This is a genomic window from Streptomyces erythrochromogenes (assembly GCF_036170895.1).
GTDB classification, from domain to species: Bacteria; Actinomycetota; Actinomycetes; order Streptomycetales; family Streptomycetaceae; genus Streptomyces; species Streptomyces erythrochromogenes.
The window spans coordinates 2,458,908-2,476,490 of the sequence record NZ_CP108036.1 but is presented as its reverse complement, the minus strand read 5'-3'; the positions used below and the strand labels follow the sequence as shown (position 1 = coordinate 2,476,490).

The window sequence follows — 17,583 nt, the reverse complement described above, 5'->3', positions numbered from 1 at the left end:
GATCCTGCCACCCGGCCGCCGTCCTGTCACGGCGCGGGCCGACCGCGGACCCCGCCCCCGACCGCCGCCGACGCCCCTGACCTGCGGCTCGTCCGGTTCGGCCGGCTCCCGCCCGGTGACCGGGCGCACGGCGACCGGAGGGCTCCCGTCCACCGCCTACCCTTGTTGCATGACCAGCAGCGACCGGAGCCAGGCAGTGGACGAGAAGCGAAGCTACGAGGTGCGCACCTACGGGTGCCAGATGAACGTGCACGACTCGGAGCGGCTCTCCGGTCTGCTGGAGGACGCCGGCTACGTCCGCGCGCCCGAGGGCTCCGACGGCGACGCCGACGTCGTGGTCTTCAACACCTGCGCGGTCCGCGAGAACGCCGACAACAAGCTGTACGGCAACCTCGGCCGGCTCGCCCCGATGAAGACGAAGCGCCCCGGCATGCAGATCGCCGTCGGCGGCTGCCTCGCCCAGAAGGACCGCGACACGATCGTCAAGAAGGCCCCCTGGGTCGACGTCGTCTTCGGTACGCACAACATCGGCAAGCTCCCCGTGCTGCTGGAGCGCGCCCGCATCCAGGAGGAGGCGCAGGTCGAGATCGCCGAGTCGCTGGAGGCCTTCCCCTCCACGCTCCCGACCCGCCGCGAATCCGCGTACGCCGCATGGGTCTCGATCTCCGTCGGCTGCAACAACACCTGCACCTTCTGCATCGTCCCGGCGCTGCGCGGCAAGGAGGAGGACCGCCGGCCCGGCGACATCCTCGCCGAGGTCGAGGCCCTGGTCGCCGAGGGCGTCTCGGAGATCACCCTGCTCGGCCAGAACGTGAACGCGTACGGCTCCGACCTGGGCGACCGCGAGGCCTTCAGCAAGCTGCTGCGCGCCTGCGGCGAGATCGAGGGCCTGGAGCGGGTCCGCTTCACCTCCCCGCACCCGCGCGACTTCACGGACGACGTGATCGCGGCCATGGCCGAGACCCCGAACGTGATGCCGCAGCTGCACATGCCGATGCAGTCCGGCTCGGACCCGATCCTGAAGGCGATGCGCCGCTCGTACCGCCAGGAGCGCTTCCTGGGCATCATCGAGAAGGTCCGTGCCGCGATCCCGCACGCCGCGATCTCCACCGACATCATCGTGGGCTTCCCCGGTGAGACGGAGGAGGACTTCCAGCAGACGATGCACGCGGTGCGCGAGGCCCGCTTCGCGAACGCCTTCACCTTCCAGTACTCCAAGCGGCCCGGCACCCCGGCTGCCGACATGGACGGGCAGATCCCCAAGGAGGTCGTGCAGGAGCGGTACATGCGCCTGGTCGCCCTCCAGGAGGAGATCTCCTGGGACGAGAACAAGAAGCAGGTCGGCCGCACGCTGGAGGTCATGGTCGCGGAGGGCGAGGGCCGCAAGGACGGCGCCACGCACCGCCTGTCCGGCCGCGCCCCCGACAACCGCCTGGTCCACTTCACGAAGCCGGAGGCGGAGGTCCGCCCGGGCGACGTGGTCACCGTGGACATCACCTACGCCGCCCCGCACCACCTGCTGGCCGAGGGTCCGACCCTGACCGTGCGCCGCACCCGCGCCGGCGACGCCTGGGAGAAGCGCAACGCCGCCCCGGCCGAGCCTGCGGGCGTCATGCTGGGCATCCCGACGCTGGGCGTTCCGGCACCCCTGCCGGCCGTCGCCTCCGGCTGCTCGGTGCCCGCCTCCTCCTGAGGCTGCGCCCGCCTCCTGCCTCGCGCCGCCGCCCCTGCCTCGCGCCCGCCGCCGCCTCCTGCGGCTGCGGGGCGGCGGTCCGGCTAGGCTGCGGATCATGCTCGTAGCCGCCGCCGTCTGCCCCGCCCCGCCGCTGCTCGTGCCGGAGGTCGCCGCGGGCGCCGCCGCCGAACTCGGCGACGCCCGCACCGCCTGCTCCGACGCGCTCGCGGTGCTCGCCGCCTCCCGGCCCGATCTGCTGGTCGTGGTCGCAGCCGCCGCCGAGGGCGGCGGATACGACCAGGGCACCCCCGGCAGCTTCGCCGGCTTCGGCGTGGACCTGACCGTCACCCTGGGCCCCGACCTGGGCGAACCGCCGAGCGGCCACGCCACCGGAGCCACCCTCCCGGCTTCCCTCGCGGTGGCCGGCTGGCTGCTCGGGCAGGCCCGCTGGGCAGCCGCCCCCGTCGCGGGTGTGGCCGTCGCCGAGGACCTGCCCCCGAGTGGCTGCGGCCTCCTCGGCGCGGACCTGGGCCGTTCCGCCGATCGCGTGGCCATGCTGGTCCTCGGGGACGGCAGCGCCTGCCGCACCCTCAAGGCCCCCGGCTACCTGGACGAGCGCGCCGCCGGCTTCGACGCCGCCGCCGCACGCGCGCTGGGCGCCGCCGACGCGGCAGCGCTCGCAGCGATCGACGCCGGGCTCGCGGCCGAGCTCCAGGCCGCCGGCCGGGCCCCCTGGCAGGTGCTGGCCGGCGCCGCCGAGGGCGCGGACCTCGCCGGACGGCTGCTGTACGAGGACGCCCCGTACGGCGTCGGGTACTTCGTCGCCACTTGGTCGTAGCGCCGGCAGCGCCGGCAGGCCTGTGGGCCGCCCGCGCGGGCGGCCCACAGGCCCGGTAAGGGCCTCCGGGCGCCGCCGCGGGCGGCACACGGGCCCGGGAACGCCGAAGGGGCGCGGAACCGGCATGAGCTGGTTCCGCGCCCCTTCCGTGACCGCGTCAGGGGGCCGCCGGCGGCGTCGGCCCGCCGGGGGCGTCCTTGTGCGCGATCTTCCCCAGGGCGTCCTTCGCCTTGCCCGTCCCGCTCGTGATCTGGCCGCTGTACTTGCCCTTGGTCTTGGAGTCCACGGCCTTGGCGACCTTGTCCAGACCCTCGCTGATCCTGCCCTCGTGCTGGTGCGCGAGATCGCCGACCTTGCCCTTCGCCGGAGCGAGCTTGGCCTTCAGATTGTCCAGCAGGCCCATGGGTCACCTTCCGTTGGCGTTCGCTACGTACGGGCGCCCTCGCCGGCCTCGCTGTCCGCGGCCACCTCCGCCGACTGCTGCTTCGGAATCTCCACGGCTTCCACCGGCTCGCTCTCCGCAACAGCAGGCTCGGCCTCCTCGGCCACACCGGACTCCGCCGCCGGAGCCGGGGCCGCGACCTCCTCGGTCACGGCCTCGTCCTTACGACGAAAAAACCGATCAAAAACGCCCATGTCTACTCCCGTAACGTTACTCGTGTGAGTGAAGTTCCGCGGTGACCGAACCGGCCTGCGCCCGGCGTGCGCACGGCGCACACCCGGCCGGAACCTCGCCAGGGCAACGACCCCGCTCCCACCCCGTCACGTAGCTCGATCGGGTACATGCCCAGGCGTTTGCGAGACTGGGGCAGTGAGGAAAGCAGCCCCCGCCCCGCGGGTCATCGCCGTCGTCGGTCCCACCGCGGCCGGAAAGTCCGACCTGGGCGTAGCCCTGGCCCGCCGGTTCGACGGCGAAGTCGTCAACGCCGACTCCATGCAGCTGTACCGGGGGATGGACATCGGCACCGCCAAGCTGACGACCGAGGAGCGCGGCGGTGTCCCGCACCACCTCCTCGACATCTGGGACGTCACCGACACCGCCAACGTCGCCGAGTACCAGCGGCTGGCCCGCCTGGAGATCGACAAACTGCTCGCCGAGGGCCGCACCCCCGTCCTCGTCGGCGGATCCGGCCTGTACGTCCGGGGAGCCCTGGACGTCATGGAGTTCCCCGGCACCGACCCCGAGGTCCGCGCCCGGCTGGAGGAAGAGGTCACGCTCCGCGGCCCCGGCGCCCTGCACGCCCGCCTCGCCGCCGCCGACCCGGAGGCCGCCCGGGCCATCCTGCCGAGCAACGGCCGGCGCATCGTCCGCGCGCTGGAGGTCATCGAGATCACCGGCAAGCCGTTCACCGCGAACCTGCCCGGCCACGAGTCCGTCTACGACACCGTCCAGATCGGCGTCGACGTGGCCCGGCCCGAGCTCGACGAGCGGATCGCGCTGCGCGTCGACCGGATGTGGGAGGACGGGCTGGTGGACGAGGTCCGCGCGCTGGAGGCCCGCGGGCTGCGCGACGGGATCACCGCCTCCAGGGCACTGGGCTACCAGCAGGTGCTGGCCGCGCTCGCCGGCGAGTGCACCGAGGACGAGGCCAGGGCGGAGACCGTTCGGGCGACCAAGCGGTTCGCCCGCCGCCAGGACTCCTGGTTCCGCCGCGATCCGCGCGTCCACTGGCTCAGCGGGGCCGCCGCAGACCGGGCGGAACTCCCCGGACTCGCCGAGTCGTTGGTCGAACGAGCGGTTACAGCCTGATCACGTGATGGCATCGGGACGCCCCGGGCGCCCGTAGCGGGGCTGAGGGCGTGCCATCATCAAACTCCAGCGGGTGCGATCACCTGCGATGCATGGCGGCGTACTGAGTCCGAGTGGGGAGGGCGCGTGGCGATGGAGGCCGGCCCTCGCGACACCGGGCGGGACGACACCCGGCGGGAAGCGGACCCGATGCTTCTCGGCGGGACGGACGGGACCGCGGGACTCGGGCTGCCCGCCGACCCCGCGCGGCTGAGCCCCGACGGCCCCGACGCCCCGGACACCGCCGAGGCCGAGGCGGCCGCCGGACCCGAGTTCGAGGTCGAACTGCGACCGCAGCGCCGCCTGCGCGTCTGGCAGATCGCCCCCATCGTGATGCTCGCCGCCGCCGGTTCGCTGATGTTCGCCTTCCCCCTCGCCTTCGAGTTCGGCGACGGCGGAGCCGTGGTCGCCATGCTCGGCTTCCTCATCAGCTGCTGCGCCGGAGGCTGGGGGATGATGGCCGCCCGCCGGGTCGGCTACACCTGGCCCGGCCTCCCGGCCAGGGGGAGCGGCCGCCGCCCCGACTGGCGCATGGCCGCGCTGTACGCCGTGGTCGCACTGGTCGTCGTAGGTCTCGCCGTGTACCGGGTCGCCCGGCTCCGCTGACCGCCGCCGGGCCCGTCACCGCTGACCTCCACCACGCCCCGTGACGGCCCCGGACGCCCTGGTGGCCGACTCTGCTGCCGAGTGATCGCCGCCGGGCCGCCCGGCGCCTCTGAGCAGGGGCTCGGTACCATGGGCGGGTGACGCAGACCACCCTCTCCTTCCTCAAGGGCCACGGCACCGAGAACGACTTCGTGATCGTTCCGGACCCGGACAACGCCATCGAGCTGCCCGCGTCCGCCGTCGCGAAGCTCTGCGACCGGCGCGCCGGCATCGGCGGCGACGGGGTCCTCCACGTCGTCCGGTCCGCCGCGCACCCCGAGGCGGCGCACCTGGCCGACGAGGCGGAGTGGTTCATGGACTACCGCAACAGCGACGGCTCCGTCGCCGAGATGTGCGGCAACGGCGTGCGCGTCTTCGCCCGCTACCTCCAGTACGCCGGCCACGTCGAGCCGGGGGACCTCGCCGTCGCCACCCGCGGCGGCATCAAGCGCGTGCACCTCGACAAGGGGGGCGACGTCACCGTCTCCATGGGCCGTGCCGCGTTCCCCGAGGGCGAGGTCACCGTCAGCGTCGGACCGCGCAGCTGGCCCGCCCGCAACGTGAACATGGGGAACCCGCACGCGGTCGCGTTCGTCGAAAGCCTCGACGACGCAGGGAACCTGTTCACCGCCCCGCCGTTCAGCCCGGCGTCCGCCTACCCGACGGGTGTCAATGTCGAGTTCGTCGTCGACCGCGGCCCCCGGCACGTCGCCATGCGCGTCCACGAGCGCGGCTCCGGCGAGACCCGCTCCTGCGGCACCGGCGCCTGCGCCGTAGCCGTGGCCGCCATCCGCCGCGACGGCGCGGACCCCGCCGCCACCGGCGAACCGGCCACGTACACCGTCGACCTCCCCGGCGGAACGCTCGTCATCACCGAACACCCCGACGGGCAGATCGACATGACCGGACCGGCCGTCATCGTGGCCGCCGGTGAGTTCGACGAAGCCTGGCTCACCGAAACGGCTTTCTCCTGAAGCTTCCCTCTAATGGGTGATCCGTTTCACGCTGTGCGAGAGGTGGACTGCGCCACGTGGTGGGGTCGGTAACATCAGGCACCGGCCCTGAGGGCTCACCCCATGCCCACCACCGCCGGTCGAAGCCGCCGGAGGTGCCCATGAGTGCAGAGGCCACGAACCCCGAAGCACACCCCGAAGCGCGCCCTGAGCTCCGCAGACGGGGCCGGAGCAGGCTCGATCTGCGCCGGCTCGGGCGCGCTGCACTGCTCGGGCCGACGTCCCGGGACCGGCTCCCGGACGCGATCGGCCACGTCGCAGAGGCCCACCGCGCCCATCATCCGGACGCCGATATGTCCATTCTGCGACGCGCTTACCTCCTCGCGGAGAGCTCCCACCGCGGCCAGATGCGAAAAAGTGGTGAGCCGTACATCACACATCCGCTCGCCGTAACCCTGATCCTCGCCGAACTGGGCGCCGAAACCACCACCTTGACGGCCTCTCTGCTCCACGACACCGTCGAGGACACGGACGTGACCCTCGATCAGGTCCGCGCCGAGTTCGGCGACGAGGTCTGCTTCATCGTCGACGGCGTCACCAAGGTCGAGAAGATCGACTACGGCGCCGCCGCCGAACCGGAGACCTTCCGCAAGATGCTGGTCGCCACCGGCAACGACGTCCGCGTGATGTCCATCAAACTCGCCGACCGGCTGCACAACATGCGCACCCTGGGCGTGATGCGTCCCGAGAAACAGGCCCGCATCGCCAAGGTCACCCGCGACGTCCTGATCCCGCTGGCCGAACGGCTCGGCGTACAGGCCCTCAAGACCGAACTGGAAGACCTCGTCTTCGCGATCCTGCACCCCGAGGAGTACGAGGGCACACGCGCCCTCATCGCGGCCCACGCCGGCGAACGCGACCCGCTGCCCGGCATCGCCGACTCGGTGCGCACCGTCCTGCGAGAGGCGGGCATCGGCGCCGAAGTGCAGGTCCGGCCGCGGCACTTCGTCTCCGTGCACCGGATCGCCCGCTCGCGGGGCGAGCTGCGCGGCTCCGACTTCGGCCGCATCCTCGTGCTCGTCGGCGAGAACGCCGACTGCTACGCCGTCCTGGGGGAGCTGCACACCTGCTTCACCCCGGTCGTCTCGGAGTTCAAGGACTTCATCGCCACCCCGAAGTTCAACCTCTACCAGTCCCTCCACACCGCCGTGGCCACTCCCGAGGGTTACGTGGCCGAGGTCATCGTGCGCACCCGGCAGATGCACCGCGTCGCCGAGGCCGGCGTGGTGGCGCTCGGCAACCCGTACGCCACCGCCACACCGGACGCCGCCCCCGACCCGGACGAGGAGCGGGTGGACCCCACCCGGCCCGGCTGGCTGTCCAGGCTGCTCGACTGGCAGCAGTCCGCCCCCGACCCCGACACCTTCTGGACCGTGCTCCGCGCCGAGCTGGCGCAGGACCGGGAGATCACCGTGTTCCGGGCCGACGGGGGCACGCTGGGCCTCCCGGCCGGGGCCAGCTGTATCGACGCCGCCTACGCGCAGCACGGCGAGGCGGCCCACGGCTGTATCGGCGCCCGCGTGAACGGGCGCCTCACCTCCCTGTCCTCGTCGCTGTCCGACGGGGACACAGTCCAGCTCCTGCTCGCGCAGGACGCCTCCTCCGGCCCCTCCGCCGAGTGGCTGGACCACGCCCGGACGCCCGCCGCCCGCATCGCCATCAGCAGGTGGCTGGAGTCCCATCCGGACCGCGCCATGGCCACCACGACGGCCGCGCGGGCGCCGCTGTCGGTCGTCGGAGTCCGGGGCGGCGGGGCCAACGCCGTGGCCGACCTGCCCGACGCCACCGTCCGGCTGGCCGGGTGCTGCACCCCGGTCCCGCCGGACGCCGTCGCCGGCTTCCTGGTACGCGGCGGCGCGGTCACCGTGCACCGCATCCAGTGCGCGGCCGTGGCGCAGATGCGCGCCGTGGGCCGCACCTCCGTCGCCGTGCACTGGCGGGCCACGGCGGACTGCCGGGTGACCCTGCTCGCTGAATCGTTCGGCCGCCCGCACCTGCTGGCCGACCTGACCGAGGCCATCGCCCGCGAGGGCGTCGAGGTGGTCTCCGCCACCGTCGAACCCCCGGTCGAGGGGCGGGTCCGGCACACCTACACCCTCCAGCTGCCCGACGCGGCCGGGCTCCCCGCGCTGATGCGCGCCATGCGGGACGTGCCGGGCGTCTACGACGTCAGCCGCGCGTAGGGGGTGCCTCACCGCTCGGGCCGGACACCCCCTAGGCCCGTACGGCGCCGGAAGGTCCCGTTCGGGTGGACCCGACGCGCGCCGCACGCGGCGCCGCGGCGGACGCTGGTAAGCGGTGGTGGATGCAGCTTTCCTCCCCCCGCCTGCGCGCCGCCCTGCTCGCCGCGGCCTCCCTCACCCTCGTCGCCGCGGTACTGCCCCCGCCGAAGCCCCTGGGCATCGGCGACCGGCTCTTCCCCGAGCTCGGCAACCCCGGCTACGACGTGCTCGCGTACGACCTGTCCTTCACCTACAAGGACAACCTGACCCCGCTCGACGCGGTCACCGTCATCGACGCCCGGGCGCTGGAGCCGCTGGAGCGCATCAACCTGGACTTCACCCACGGCAAGGTGGCGTCCGCCGAGGTCAACGGGGAGCCCGCACGGTTCGAGAGCGTGGGGGAAGACCTCGTACTGACCCCGCCGCGCGCGGTGGCGGAAGGCGGCGCGCTGCGCATCACGGTCCGGCACACCAGCGACCCGCGCGGCCGCGGGGACGGCGGCTGGGTGCCCACCGAGGACGGTCTGGCCATGGCCAACCAGGCCGACGCCGCCCACCGCGTGTTCCCCTGCAACGACCACCCCGCCGACAAGGCCGTCTTCACCTTCCGGATCACCGCCCCCGCCGGGCTCACGGCCGTCGCCAACGGGCTCCAGGCGGCCCCTGCCCGGCGTACGGGCCCCTCCACGACGTGGACGTACCGGACCCGGCACCCGATGGCCACCGAGCTGGCCCAGGTGTCCGTGGGCCGCTCCGCCGTCGTGCACGGGACGGGACCGCACGGGCTTCCGCTGCGCGACGTGGTGCCCGCCGCCGACCGGCAGCGGCTCGACCCCTGGCTGAAGAAGACCGCCGGCCACATCGAGTGGATGGAGGAGCGCGTCGGCCGCTACCCCTTCGAGAACTACGGAGTGCTGATCGCGCGGGCCACGACCGGCTTCGAGCTGGAGACGCAGACCCTCTCGCTCTTCGAGAGCAGCCTGTTCTCCGGCGAGGGCTACCCCGAGTGGTACGTCGAGGCGGTGATGGTCCACGAGCTCGCCCACCAGTGGTTCGGCGACAGCGTCAGCCCGCGCACCTGGTCCGACCTGTGGCTCAACGAGGGACACGCCACCTGGTACGAGGCCCTGTACGCCGACGGGCTCGGCAAGTACTCCCTGGAGCGGCGCATGCGCGAGGCGTACCAGCGCTCCGACCAGTGGCGGGCGGCGGGCGGCCCCCCGGCGGCTCCGAAGGCGGCCGCGCCCGGCGAGAAGATCGGGCTGTTCCGGCCGGTGGTCTACGACGGCGCCGCGCTGATCCTGTACGCGCTGCGGCAGGAGATCGGCGCCCCGGCCTTCGAGCGGATCGAACGGCGCTGGGTCACGCAGTACCGGGACGGGATCGCGGGCACGGCGGACTTCGTGCGCCTGGCCTCCCAGGAGGCGGGCCGCGACCTGGAGGCCTTCCTGGAGCCGTGGCTGTACGGGACGAAGACCCCGCCGATGCCGGGACACCCGGAGTGGAGCGCCCCGGCGGCGGCGGACAGGGCCGCGCCGGGCAAGGCGGCCCCGGGCAGGGCCGTGCCCGGCGGGAAAAGGGTGTGACCGCCGAGGAACGGGCATGTCACCATCGACGGGTCCGTTCGGGGAATCCCCGGGCGGTGTGACACGTTGGACGTGACAGCTACCGTGTCCCCGCCAGGCGTGACACTGCTATTCGAATCGACGTAAGGATCCAATGACCTCCTCTTCTTCCCCTTCCCAGGACGCGCAGGACGCACGGGACGTGCGTGACTCGCAGAGCTTCACCGAGAGCCTTCGGGCCGATGCCCTGATGGAAGAGGACGTCGCCTGGAGCCACGAGATCGACGGAGAGCGGGACGGCGACCAGTTCGACCGCTCCGAGCGCGCGGCCCTGCGCCGCGTGGCCGGCCTCTCCACCGAGCTCGAAGACGTCACCGAGGTCGAGTACCGACAGCTCCGTCTGGAGCGCGTCGTGCTCGTCGGTGTCTGGACCTCCGGCACGGTGCAGGACGCGGACAACTCCCTCGCGGAGCTCGCCGCCCTCGCCGAGACGGCGGGTGCTCTCGTACTGGACGGTGTGATCCAGCGCCGCGACAAGCCCGACCCGGCCACCTTCATCGGTTCCGGCAAGGCCCGCGAGCTGCGTGACATCGTCATGGAGAGCGGCGCCGACACCGTCGTCTGCGACGGTGAGCTCAGCCCCGGTCAGCTCATCGCCCTCGAAGACGTCGTCAAGGTCAAGGTGGTCGACCGGACCGCCCTGATCCTCGACATCTTCGCCCAGCACGCCAAGTCCCGAGAGGGCAAGGCGCAGGTCGCGCTCGCGCAGATGCAGTACATGCTGCCGCGACTGCGCGGCTGGGGTCAGTCGCTGTCCCGGCAGATGGGTGGCGGCGGCGGTGGCGGCATGGCCACCCGAGGCCCCGGTGAGACCAAGATCGAGACCGACCGGCGACGGATCCGCGAGAAGATGGCGAAGATGCGCCGGGAGATCGCGGAGATGAAGACCGGCCGCGACATCAAGCGGCAGGAACGGCGCCGCAACAAGGTGCCCTCGGTCGCCATCGCCGGTTACACCAACGCGGGCAAGTCCTCGCTGCTCAACCGCCTCACGGGCGCGGGCGTGCTGGTGGAGAATGCACTGTTCGCCACCCTCGACCCGACCGTGCGCCGGGCCGAAACGCCGAGCGGCCGGGTCTACACCCTGGCCGACACGGTCGGATTCGTCCGGCACCTGCCCCACCACCTCGTCGAGGCGTTCCGCTCCACGATGGAGGAGGTCGGCGACTCCGACCTGATCCTGCACATTGTCGACGGTTCGCACCCGGCGCCGGAGGAGCAGCTGGCGGCGGTGCGCGAGGTGATCCGCGAGGTCGGTGCGGTGAACGTGCCCGAGATCGTGGTGATCAACAAGGCCGACGCCGCGGACCCGCTCGTCCTGCAGCGGCTGCTGCGGATCGAGCGGCACTCGATCGCCGTCTCGGCGCGGACGGGCATGGGCATCGAGGAACTCCTCGCGCTCATCGACTCCGAGCTGCCGCGGCCCGAGGTCGAGGTGGAGGCCCTGGTGCCGTACACGCGCGGCTCGCTGGTCGCCAAGGCACACGCCGAGGGCGAGGTGATCTCCGAGGAGCACACCGCGGAGGGCACCCTGCTCAAGGCACGCGTCCACCAGGAGCTGGCGGCGGACCTGGCGCCGTACGCGCTGGCGAAGCAGTAGCCGGACCGGCGCGCCGGCCACCTGCCGGTGACGGCCTGAGGGCCATGCCGGTCCGACGGGTGAGGGCCCCCTGCGGTACGCAGGGGGCCCTCAGTCGTTCGCTCCCCAGAGATCCAGAGATCCAGAGATCCAGAGATCCGGAGATCCGGAGATCCGGAGATCCGGAGATCCGGGGAGCCGGGGTTCGGGAGTCCGGGGCGTGGGCTACTTGAACTTGCCGCTGACGGCGTCGAAGATGCCCTTCGCCTCCGGGCCGAGCCGAGGTCCGGCCAGCCAGCCCGCCTTGGCCGGGCCGATCGAGGTGTTCGACACCAGCGCCGGCTTGCCGTTGGCGCCCGTCGCGACCCAGCCGCCGCCGGAGGCGCCGCCGGTCATGGTGCAGCCGATGCGGTACATCACCGGCTCGTTCGCCTTCAGGGTCAGCCGTCCCGGCCGGTCCGTGCACTGGAAGGCCTTCTGGCCGTCGAACGGGGCCGCCGCCGGGTAACCCGTCGCCGTGAGGCTCGCGACCTTCGGCACGGCGGGCGCGTTGAACTCCACCGGGAGTGCCGAACCGACCGTCTCTTCAAGGGACTTGCCGCTGCCCTTCTCGGGCGTCACGTGCAGCACGGCGAAGTCGTACGGAGCACCCGCGCCGCCGGTCGGACCGCCGGTCGCGATCCACTGGTCGGAGGTCTGCGCCCAGTCGCTCCACCACACGCCGAACGGGGCAACCTGCTCGCGGGGCGCGCCCTTGAGCTGCGCCGACGGCTTGCCCGCGTTGTTGTAGGAGGGGACGAAGGCGATGTTGCGGTACCAGCCGCCGGCCTTGCCCGCGTGCACGCAGTGGCCCGCGGTCCAGACCAGGTTGGACTTGCCGGGGTGCGCGGGGTCCTTGACCACGGTCGCCGAGCAGACCATCGAGCCCTCGGGACCGTCGAAGAAGACCTTGCCGGACTCCGGAACGCTCCGGTGGTAGGGCGCGTTGGCTTGCTTGGCCGCCACGGGCGCCGGGGTCGGGTCGGTGACGCCCTGGTCCTTGCCCGCGTCCGGGTCGACGGACGGACGCTGCGGCTGCTCGGCGTCGCGCATGCGGTCCGGGTCCCAGAGGTCCTCGATGATCGGGTTTATGTAGTCGCCCGCCTCGCGGAGCCAGTCCTCCTGCTTCCAGTTCTTCCACTCACCCCCCTTCCACTTCTCCACGTCGATGCCGCGTTCCTTGAGCTTCTCCTTGAGCTGGTCCGGGATCTTGATCCCGTCCGTGTTCGGCAGGCTCGCCGCCACGGTCGGCTTGGCGTCGGCGCCGGCCTCCCCGTCGCCGGGGCCGCAGGCAGCGGCGGTCAGCACGAGGGCGGCCGCGCACAGCGTCGCGGTGACCGGTCGGTTCGGTCGCATGTCGTTCGTCCCCCTGGAGGTTCGAGGCGTGGAGTGGAGCCCCCCACTATGCCGCTGCCGCCTTGGACGACCTAGCCCGGGTCAATGGTTCCTGATGCTCACTTCTTGACAAGGATCTTGCGTCCACCCGTGATCCGCCGCCGTCACCGTCGTTGGTACGTACGGGGGATGGGGGAGCGTTGGTGTTCGAAGGGCAATCCGTAAGCGCAGTCGGTGCGGGAGGAGCGACACTCGTGGCTTTCAGCGAGCCGGTCGGGGCGGCGGCCGCGACACAGACCCCGCCGCAAGCGAAGCCCCAAGTGCCGCCGCAGGGCAGCCGCGCAGCAGGTCACGACGGCATCCTGCGCAGGCAGGCGCAGCGGGAGTCCGCCGCCCGGACCTACGCCCGCTCCCTGCCCATCGTCCCGGTGCGGGCCCGCGGGCTGACCATCGAGGGCGCCGACGGCCGCCGCTACCTCGACTGCCTCTCCGGCGCCGGCACCCTCGCGCTCGGACACAACCACCCGGTGGTGCTGGAGGCCGTCCGCGGTGTCCTGGACTCGGGGGCGCCCCTCCACGTGCTGGACCTCGCGACACCGGTCAAGGACGCCTTCACCACGGAGCTGTTCGCCAACCTGCCGCCGGCGCTGGCCGCCGACGCGCGCATCCAGTTCTGCGGGCCCGCCGGCACGGACGCCGTGGAAGCCGCCCTCAAACTGGTCCGCACCGCGACCGGGCGATCCGGACTGCTCGCCTTCACCGGGGCCTACCACGGCATGAGCGCCGGCGCCCTGGACGCCTCGGGAGGTGCTCCCGAGGTCCGGGTGACACGGCTTCCCTACCCGCAGGACTTCCGCTGCCCGTTCGGCGTCGGGGGCGCCGAGGGAGCCGAACTCGCCTCCCGCTGGACGGAGAACCTCCTCGACGACCCCAAGGGAGGTGTCCCCCTGCCGGCCGGTCTGATCGTCGAACCGGTGCAGGGCGAGGGCGGGGTCAACCCCGCCCCGGACGGCTGGCTGCGCCGCATGCGCGAGATCACCGCGGCCAGGGGGATCCCCCTCATCGCCGACGAGGTCCAGACGGGAGTCGGCCGGACCGGAGCCTTCTGGGGCGTCGACCACGCCGGGGTGGTGCCCGACGTGATGGTGCTGTCCAAGGCGATCGGCGGCAGCCTGCCCCTCGCGGTGATCGTGTACCGGTCGGCCCTGGACGTATGGACCCCCGGTGCCCACGCCGGCACCTTCCGCGGCAACCAGCTCGCCATGGCTGCCGGTACCGCCACGCTCGCCTTCGTCCGCGAGAACCGGCTCGCGGAACGCGCCGCCGTGCTCGGCGATCGGATGCTGGCGGCCCTGCGCGGGCTGGCCTCCGGCCACCCCTGCATCGGGGACGTCCGGGGCCGCGGCCTCATGATCGGCCTCGAACTCGTCGACCCCGACACCGGGGCCGCAGCACCGGCCCTCGCCGCGGCCGTCCGCCAGGAGTGCCTGGAACGCGGTCTGATCGTCGAACTCGGCGGCCGCCACGGCGCCGTGGTCCGCCTGCTCCCACCGCTGACCCTGACCGACGAGCAGGCCGCGGCGGTCCTCGACCGCCTGGCCGACGCCATCCCGGCCGCCGCCCGCCGGACCCGCTGACCCGCACCCCGAGGACCCGCGATGCCAGACCCGCACCAGTCCACCCCGACCACCCCCGTCACCCCGGCCGCACCGCTCCGCCCCAACCCCCTCCCGGACAACCCGGCTCCCGCCACCTCCCTGCCCGCAGCCGCCCCGGAAGGGCCGGACCACCCGCAGCCCCTGCCCGACCCGGCCCGCACGGCGGACCCGCGCCCCGAGACCGAAGCCGCCGCCCCGGCCCGGCCGTCGCCGGTGCCCGAGCCCGCACCCACGGCGGCCGCCGAACCCGTACCGGACCGTGCCCGGCCGCAGCTGCCCCCGATGCCCGCACCGGCCACCGGCGCACCGGCATCGCCCGCCGACACCACGCCCCGTAGCGCGGAGCACGCACAGGCCGCCGACCCGGCGCCCGGCGAGGCCGAACCGCAGGCACCCTCGGCCGACCAGACCCCCGGGCACCGCTCCGCCGCCGGCGCCCATACCGACGGGAGCACGGCCGAGCACCCCCTGCCGCAAGAGGCCACCCCCGGCGAGCCGTCCCCGCAGCCCTCCGCAGCCTGCGCCGGGGCGACCGCCACCGTGCCCCGTCAGAAAGACGGCACGCCCAGAGCCCGCACCGGCTGGCCGGGCTTCATCCGACCGGAGCCGATCGCCGGACCCGACCCCCTGGACCACCCCGACCCGGCCCTCGCCGCCGAGGCCGCGGCCGTCGAGAACCTGCTCCGGTGCTGGGTCCGCGAATCCGGACTCCACCGGCCCGACGGCCCCACGGGGAGCCCGCTGCGCATCCCCCTTCCCGCATCCGGCACCGCCGTGCTGGTCGCTGTCCGCCACTGGTCCCACACCGGCTGGCACCGCTTCGGCCCGGCCCGCTTCGAAGGCACCGCCGCCACCGCGCCGTGCCTGGACGCCGTCACCCTTGCCGCGCTCATCGCCCGCGAGGGTGCGAGCGACGGCCGCGGCAGCGCCGACCTCGTCGGCCGGGTCGCCGACTCGGTGCGCCGTACCACCGAGTTCATCGCCGACCGGCGCGAGCGCCCCACCGCCCCGGCCCCCGCCTGCGCGGACCGCTTCCTCACCGCCGAACAGTCACTCCTCCTCGGCCACCCCCTCCAGCCCGACCCGAAGAGCCGCGAAGGACTCTCCGAGACCGAGGTCCGTCGCTACTCACCCGAACTCCACGGCTCCTTCCCCCTGCACTGGTTCGCGGTCGCGCCGTCCGTGCTCGCCACCGAATCCGCCTGGACCGAGCGCGGCCGCCCCGTCACCGCACCACAACTGCTCGGCCGGCTCGCCCCCGGACTTCCGCTGCCCGTCGGCACCACCCCCCTTCCCCTGCACCCCTGGCAGGCCCGCGACCTCCTCCACCGACCTTCCGTCGCCGCCCTCCGCGACGCCGGACTCCTGCACGACCTGGGCCCGCACGGCGAGGCCTGGTACCCGACCTCCTCCGTCCGCACCGTCCACCGGCCGGGCGCCCCCGCGATGCTCAAGCTCTCGCTGGGCCTGCGCATCACCAACTCCCGCCGTGAGAACCTCCGCAAGGAACTCCACCGCGGCGTCGAGGTCCACCGGCTGCTCCGCACCGGCCTCACCGAGCAGTGGCAGGCAGCCCACCCCGGATTCGACATCGTCCGCGACCCGGCCTGGGTAGCCGTGGACGCCCCGGACGGCACCCCCGTTCCCGGCCTCGACGCCCTGCTCCGTCACAACCCCTTCCGCTCGGGCGACGACGCCGTCTGCATCGCCGCGCTCACCTCTCCCCGCCCGTGGCCCGGCCGGACCACCATGAGCTCCCGTCTTGCCGAGATCGTCTCCGGCCTCGCCTCCGCCACCGGACACAGCACCTCGGCCGTCGCCGCCGAGTGGTTCCTGCGCTACCTCGACCACGTGGTCCTGCCGGTCCTCGCCTTCGACGCCCTCGCCGGCATCGCCCTCGAAGCGCACCAGCAGAACACCCTGGTCCTCCTCGACCCGGCCGGGTGGCCGACCGGCGGCCGCTACCGCGACAACCAGGGCTACTACTTCCGCGAATCCCGCCGCGCCGAACTGGAGCAGCGGCTCCCCGGAATCGGCGGCCGCAGCGACACCTTCGTCTCCGACTCCGTCACCGACGAACGCTTCGCCTACTACCTCGGCGTCAACAACGTGCTCGGCCTGATCGGTGCCTTCGGGTCCCAGCGCCTCGCCGACGAACGCGTCCTCCTTGCCGCCTTCCGACGCTTCCTCGCCAAGGCCGCGGGCCTCGGCCCGCTCCCCACCCGCCTGCTCGACTCGCCCACCCTGCGCTGCAAAGCGAACCTGCTCACCCGGCTGGGCGGCCTCGACGAGCTCGTCGGCCCCGTCGACACCCAGTCCGTCTACGTCACCATCACCAACCCCCTTCACGATTGACGCGTCGGCGCCCGACGCGGAGGAGAGCCCCCGATGCGCCTCACGGACACCGCCGTCGATACCGCCGCACCCGGTCTCGACGCCCATGACGCCTTCGACGCCCTCGGCGTCGTCCGGCACACCGCCGCACCACGCCTCAACGCCGACCTGCTGCCCCTGCTCGCCGAGGCCGACCTGCTCGATTCGCCGGCCACCTGGGGCAGCGTCACCACCCGGGCCGGAGCCTTCCGCCTCGAACCCGTACGGCCGGGCCGAGACCTGGAACTCCTCACCGGCTGGATGAACGACCCCGAGGTTGCCGCCTACTGGGAGCTCGCCGGCCCCGCCGCCGTCACCGCAGCCCACCTGCGGTCCCAGCTCGACGGTGACGGCCGGAGCATCCCCTGCCTCGGCCTCCTCGACGGGACGCCGATGAGCTACTGGGAGATCTACCGGGCCGACCTCGACCCGCTCTCCCGCCACTACCGGGCGCGCCCCCACGACACGGGTATCCACCTGCTCATCGGAGACGGCACGAACCGCGGCCGCGGGCTGGGCACGGCCCTGCTCCGCGCCGTCGCCGACCTGGTCCTCGGCAACCGCCCCCGCTGCACACGCGTCGTCGCGGAACCGGACATCCGCAACACCCCCTCCGTATCGGCCTTCCTCAGCTCAGGCTTCCGCTGCCATGCGGAAATCGACCTTCCCGAGAAGCGCGCCGCCCTGATGGTCCGGGAGCGGGCGCTGCGCAATCTCCTCTGATCGCCGCCCCTTACGCCCCGACCGTCGTCGTCGCTTCGCACCTCTCCCTTCGAAAACTCTGCGTCGCAC

At 73.1% G+C, this 17,583-nt stretch carries 14 protein-coding genes; 11 read left to right on the top strand and 3 right to left on the bottom strand.

Annotation, left to right across the window (positions count from 1 at the left end; genetic code table 11):
• The first annotated feature begins 169 nt into the window (after nucleotides 1–169).
• Together miaB and OHA91_RS10955 are read left to right on the top strand one after the other, a co-directional pair.
• Entirely contained in the window at nucleotides 170–1,693 is a 1,524-nt protein-coding gene (gene miaB / locus OHA91_RS10960; protein WP_266492088.1) for a tRNA (N6-isopentenyl adenosine(37)-C2)-methylthiotransferase MiaB, read from the top strand.
• A 97-nt stretch (nucleotides 1,694–1,790) separates the two neighbouring features.
• Complete coding sequence (locus OHA91_RS10955) at nucleotides 1,791–2,513, top strand: class III extradiol ring-cleavage dioxygenase family protein (protein WP_031146413.1); 723 nt, start codon at nucleotides 1,791–1,793, stop codon at nucleotides 2,511–2,513.
• 157 nt (nucleotides 2,514–2,670) lie between these two features.
• Here the strand turns inward: OHA91_RS10955 and OHA91_RS10950 are convergent, their stop codons facing one another.
• Entirely contained in the window at nucleotides 2,671–2,916 is a 246-nt protein-coding gene (locus OHA91_RS10950; RefSeq protein ID WP_031146415.1) for an antitoxin, read from the bottom strand.
• Nucleotides 2,917–2,939: 23 nt separating this feature from the next.
• Nucleotides 2,940–3,107: a gliding motility protein gene (locus tag OHA91_RS10945; protein ID WP_381625255.1), complete on the bottom strand. Its 168-nt coding sequence runs from the start codon at nucleotides 3,105–3,107 to the stop codon at nucleotides 2,940–2,942.
• Between the two features lie 217 nt (nucleotides 3,108–3,324).
• On the opposite strand from OHA91_RS10945, the gene miaA reads away from it, so the two are divergent.
• The 6 genes from miaA (at nucleotide 3,325) to hflX (ending at nucleotide 11,407) form a co-directional block, all read left to right on the top strand.
• Nucleotides 3,325–4,263, top strand: coding sequence for a tRNA (adenosine(37)-N6)-dimethylallyltransferase MiaA (gene miaA, locus OHA91_RS10940; protein WP_031146418.1), 939 nt, complete (start codon nucleotides 3,325–3,327; stop codon nucleotides 4,261–4,263).
• A 132-nt stretch (nucleotides 4,264–4,395) separates the two neighbouring features.
• Entirely contained in the window at nucleotides 4,396–4,908 is a 513-nt protein-coding gene (locus OHA91_RS10935) for a hypothetical protein (RefSeq protein ID WP_031146421.1), read from the top strand.
• A gap of 137 nt (nucleotides 4,909–5,045) precedes the next feature.
• A complete protein-coding gene (gene dapF / locus OHA91_RS10930) occupies nucleotides 5,046–5,921 on the top strand; it encodes a diaminopimelate epimerase (RefSeq protein WP_031146423.1) in 876 nt (291 codons plus the stop codon).
• Nucleotides 5,922–6,061: 140 nt separating this feature from the next.
• Nucleotides 6,062–8,143: a RelA/SpoT family protein gene (locus OHA91_RS10925; RefSeq protein ID WP_031146425.1), complete on the top strand. Its 2,082-nt coding sequence runs from the start codon at nucleotides 6,062–6,064 to the stop codon at nucleotides 8,141–8,143.
• 122 nt (nucleotides 8,144–8,265) lie between these two features.
• Nucleotides 8,266–9,768: a M1 family metallopeptidase gene (locus OHA91_RS10920; protein WP_328739182.1), complete on the top strand. Its 1,503-nt coding sequence runs from the start codon at nucleotides 8,266–8,268 to the stop codon at nucleotides 9,766–9,768.
• A gap of 133 nt (nucleotides 9,769–9,901) precedes the next feature.
• Nucleotides 9,902–11,407 carry a GTPase HflX gene (gene hflX / locus OHA91_RS10915; RefSeq protein WP_031146429.1) on the top strand — a complete coding sequence of 502 codons (1,506 nt, stop codon included), beginning with the start codon at nucleotides 9,902–9,904 and terminating at the stop codon, nucleotides 11,405–11,407.
• A gap of 204 nt (nucleotides 11,408–11,611) precedes the next feature.
• Here the strand turns inward: hflX and OHA91_RS10910 are convergent, their stop codons facing one another.
• The gene (locus OHA91_RS10910; RefSeq protein ID WP_031146431.1) at nucleotides 11,612–12,781 is read right to left on the bottom strand and encodes a trypsin-like serine peptidase; all 1,170 of its coding nucleotides are present in this window, start codon (nucleotides 12,779–12,781) and stop codon (nucleotides 11,612–11,614) included.
• Between the two features lie 299 nt (nucleotides 12,782–13,080).
• Here OHA91_RS10910 and OHA91_RS10905 point away from each other — a divergent pair, with 299 nt between their 5' ends.
• From OHA91_RS10905 to OHA91_RS10895, 3 genes are read left to right on the top strand one after another with little or no spacing between them, the layout of a single operon-like run.
• Nucleotides 13,081–14,397, top strand: a complete 1,317-nt coding sequence (locus OHA91_RS10905; RefSeq protein WP_031146433.1) for a diaminobutyrate--2-oxoglutarate transaminase family protein — start codon at nucleotides 13,081–13,083, stop codon at nucleotides 14,395–14,397.
• Nucleotides 14,398–14,418: 21 nt separating this feature from the next.
• A complete protein-coding gene (locus OHA91_RS10900) occupies nucleotides 14,419–16,773 on the top strand; it encodes an IucA/IucC family protein (RefSeq protein ID WP_245239983.1) in 2,355 nt (784 codons plus the stop codon).
• Between the two features lie 33 nt (nucleotides 16,774–16,806).
• Nucleotides 16,807–17,514: a GNAT family N-acetyltransferase gene (locus OHA91_RS10895; RefSeq protein WP_031146437.1), complete on the top strand. Its 708-nt coding sequence runs from the start codon at nucleotides 16,807–16,809 to the stop codon at nucleotides 17,512–17,514.
• Nucleotides 17,515–17,583: the final 69 nt, after the last annotated feature.

Excerpts from the sequence above, each read along its gene's own strand:
- OHA91_RS10900 (WP_245239983.1), top strand. The coding sequence starts at position 14,419 with ATGCCAGACCCGCACCAGTCCACCCCGACCACCCCCGTCACCCCGGCC.
- OHA91_RS10935 (WP_031146421.1), top strand. The coding sequence starts at position 4,396 with ATGGAGGCCGGCCCTCGCGACACCGGGCGGGACGACACCCGGCGGGAA.
- OHA91_RS10910 (WP_031146431.1), bottom strand. The coding sequence starts at position 12,781 with ATGCGACCGAACCGACCGGTCACCGCGACGCTGTGCGCGGCCGCCCTC.
- OHA91_RS10950 (WP_031146415.1), bottom strand. The coding sequence starts at position 2,916 with ATGGGCCTGCTGGACAATCTGAAGGCCAAGCTCGCTCCGGCGAAGGGC.
- OHA91_RS10955 (WP_031146413.1), top strand. The coding sequence starts at position 1,791 with ATGCTCGTAGCCGCCGCCGTCTGCCCCGCCCCGCCGCTGCTCGTGCCG.
- OHA91_RS10895 (WP_031146437.1), top strand. The coding sequence starts at position 16,807 with ATGCGCCTCACGGACACCGCCGTCGATACCGCCGCACCCGGTCTCGAC.
- OHA91_RS10920 (WP_328739182.1), top strand. The coding sequence starts at position 8,266 with ATGCAGCTTTCCTCCCCCCGCCTGCGCGCCGCCCTGCTCGCCGCGGCC.
- hflX (WP_031146429.1), top strand. The coding sequence starts at position 9,902 with ATGACCTCCTCTTCTTCCCCTTCCCAGGACGCGCAGGACGCACGGGAC.
- OHA91_RS10925 (WP_031146425.1), top strand. The coding sequence starts at position 6,062 with ATGAGTGCAGAGGCCACGAACCCCGAAGCACACCCCGAAGCGCGCCCT.
- miaB (WP_266492088.1), top strand. The coding sequence starts at position 170 with ATGACCAGCAGCGACCGGAGCCAGGCAGTGGACGAGAAGCGAAGCTAC.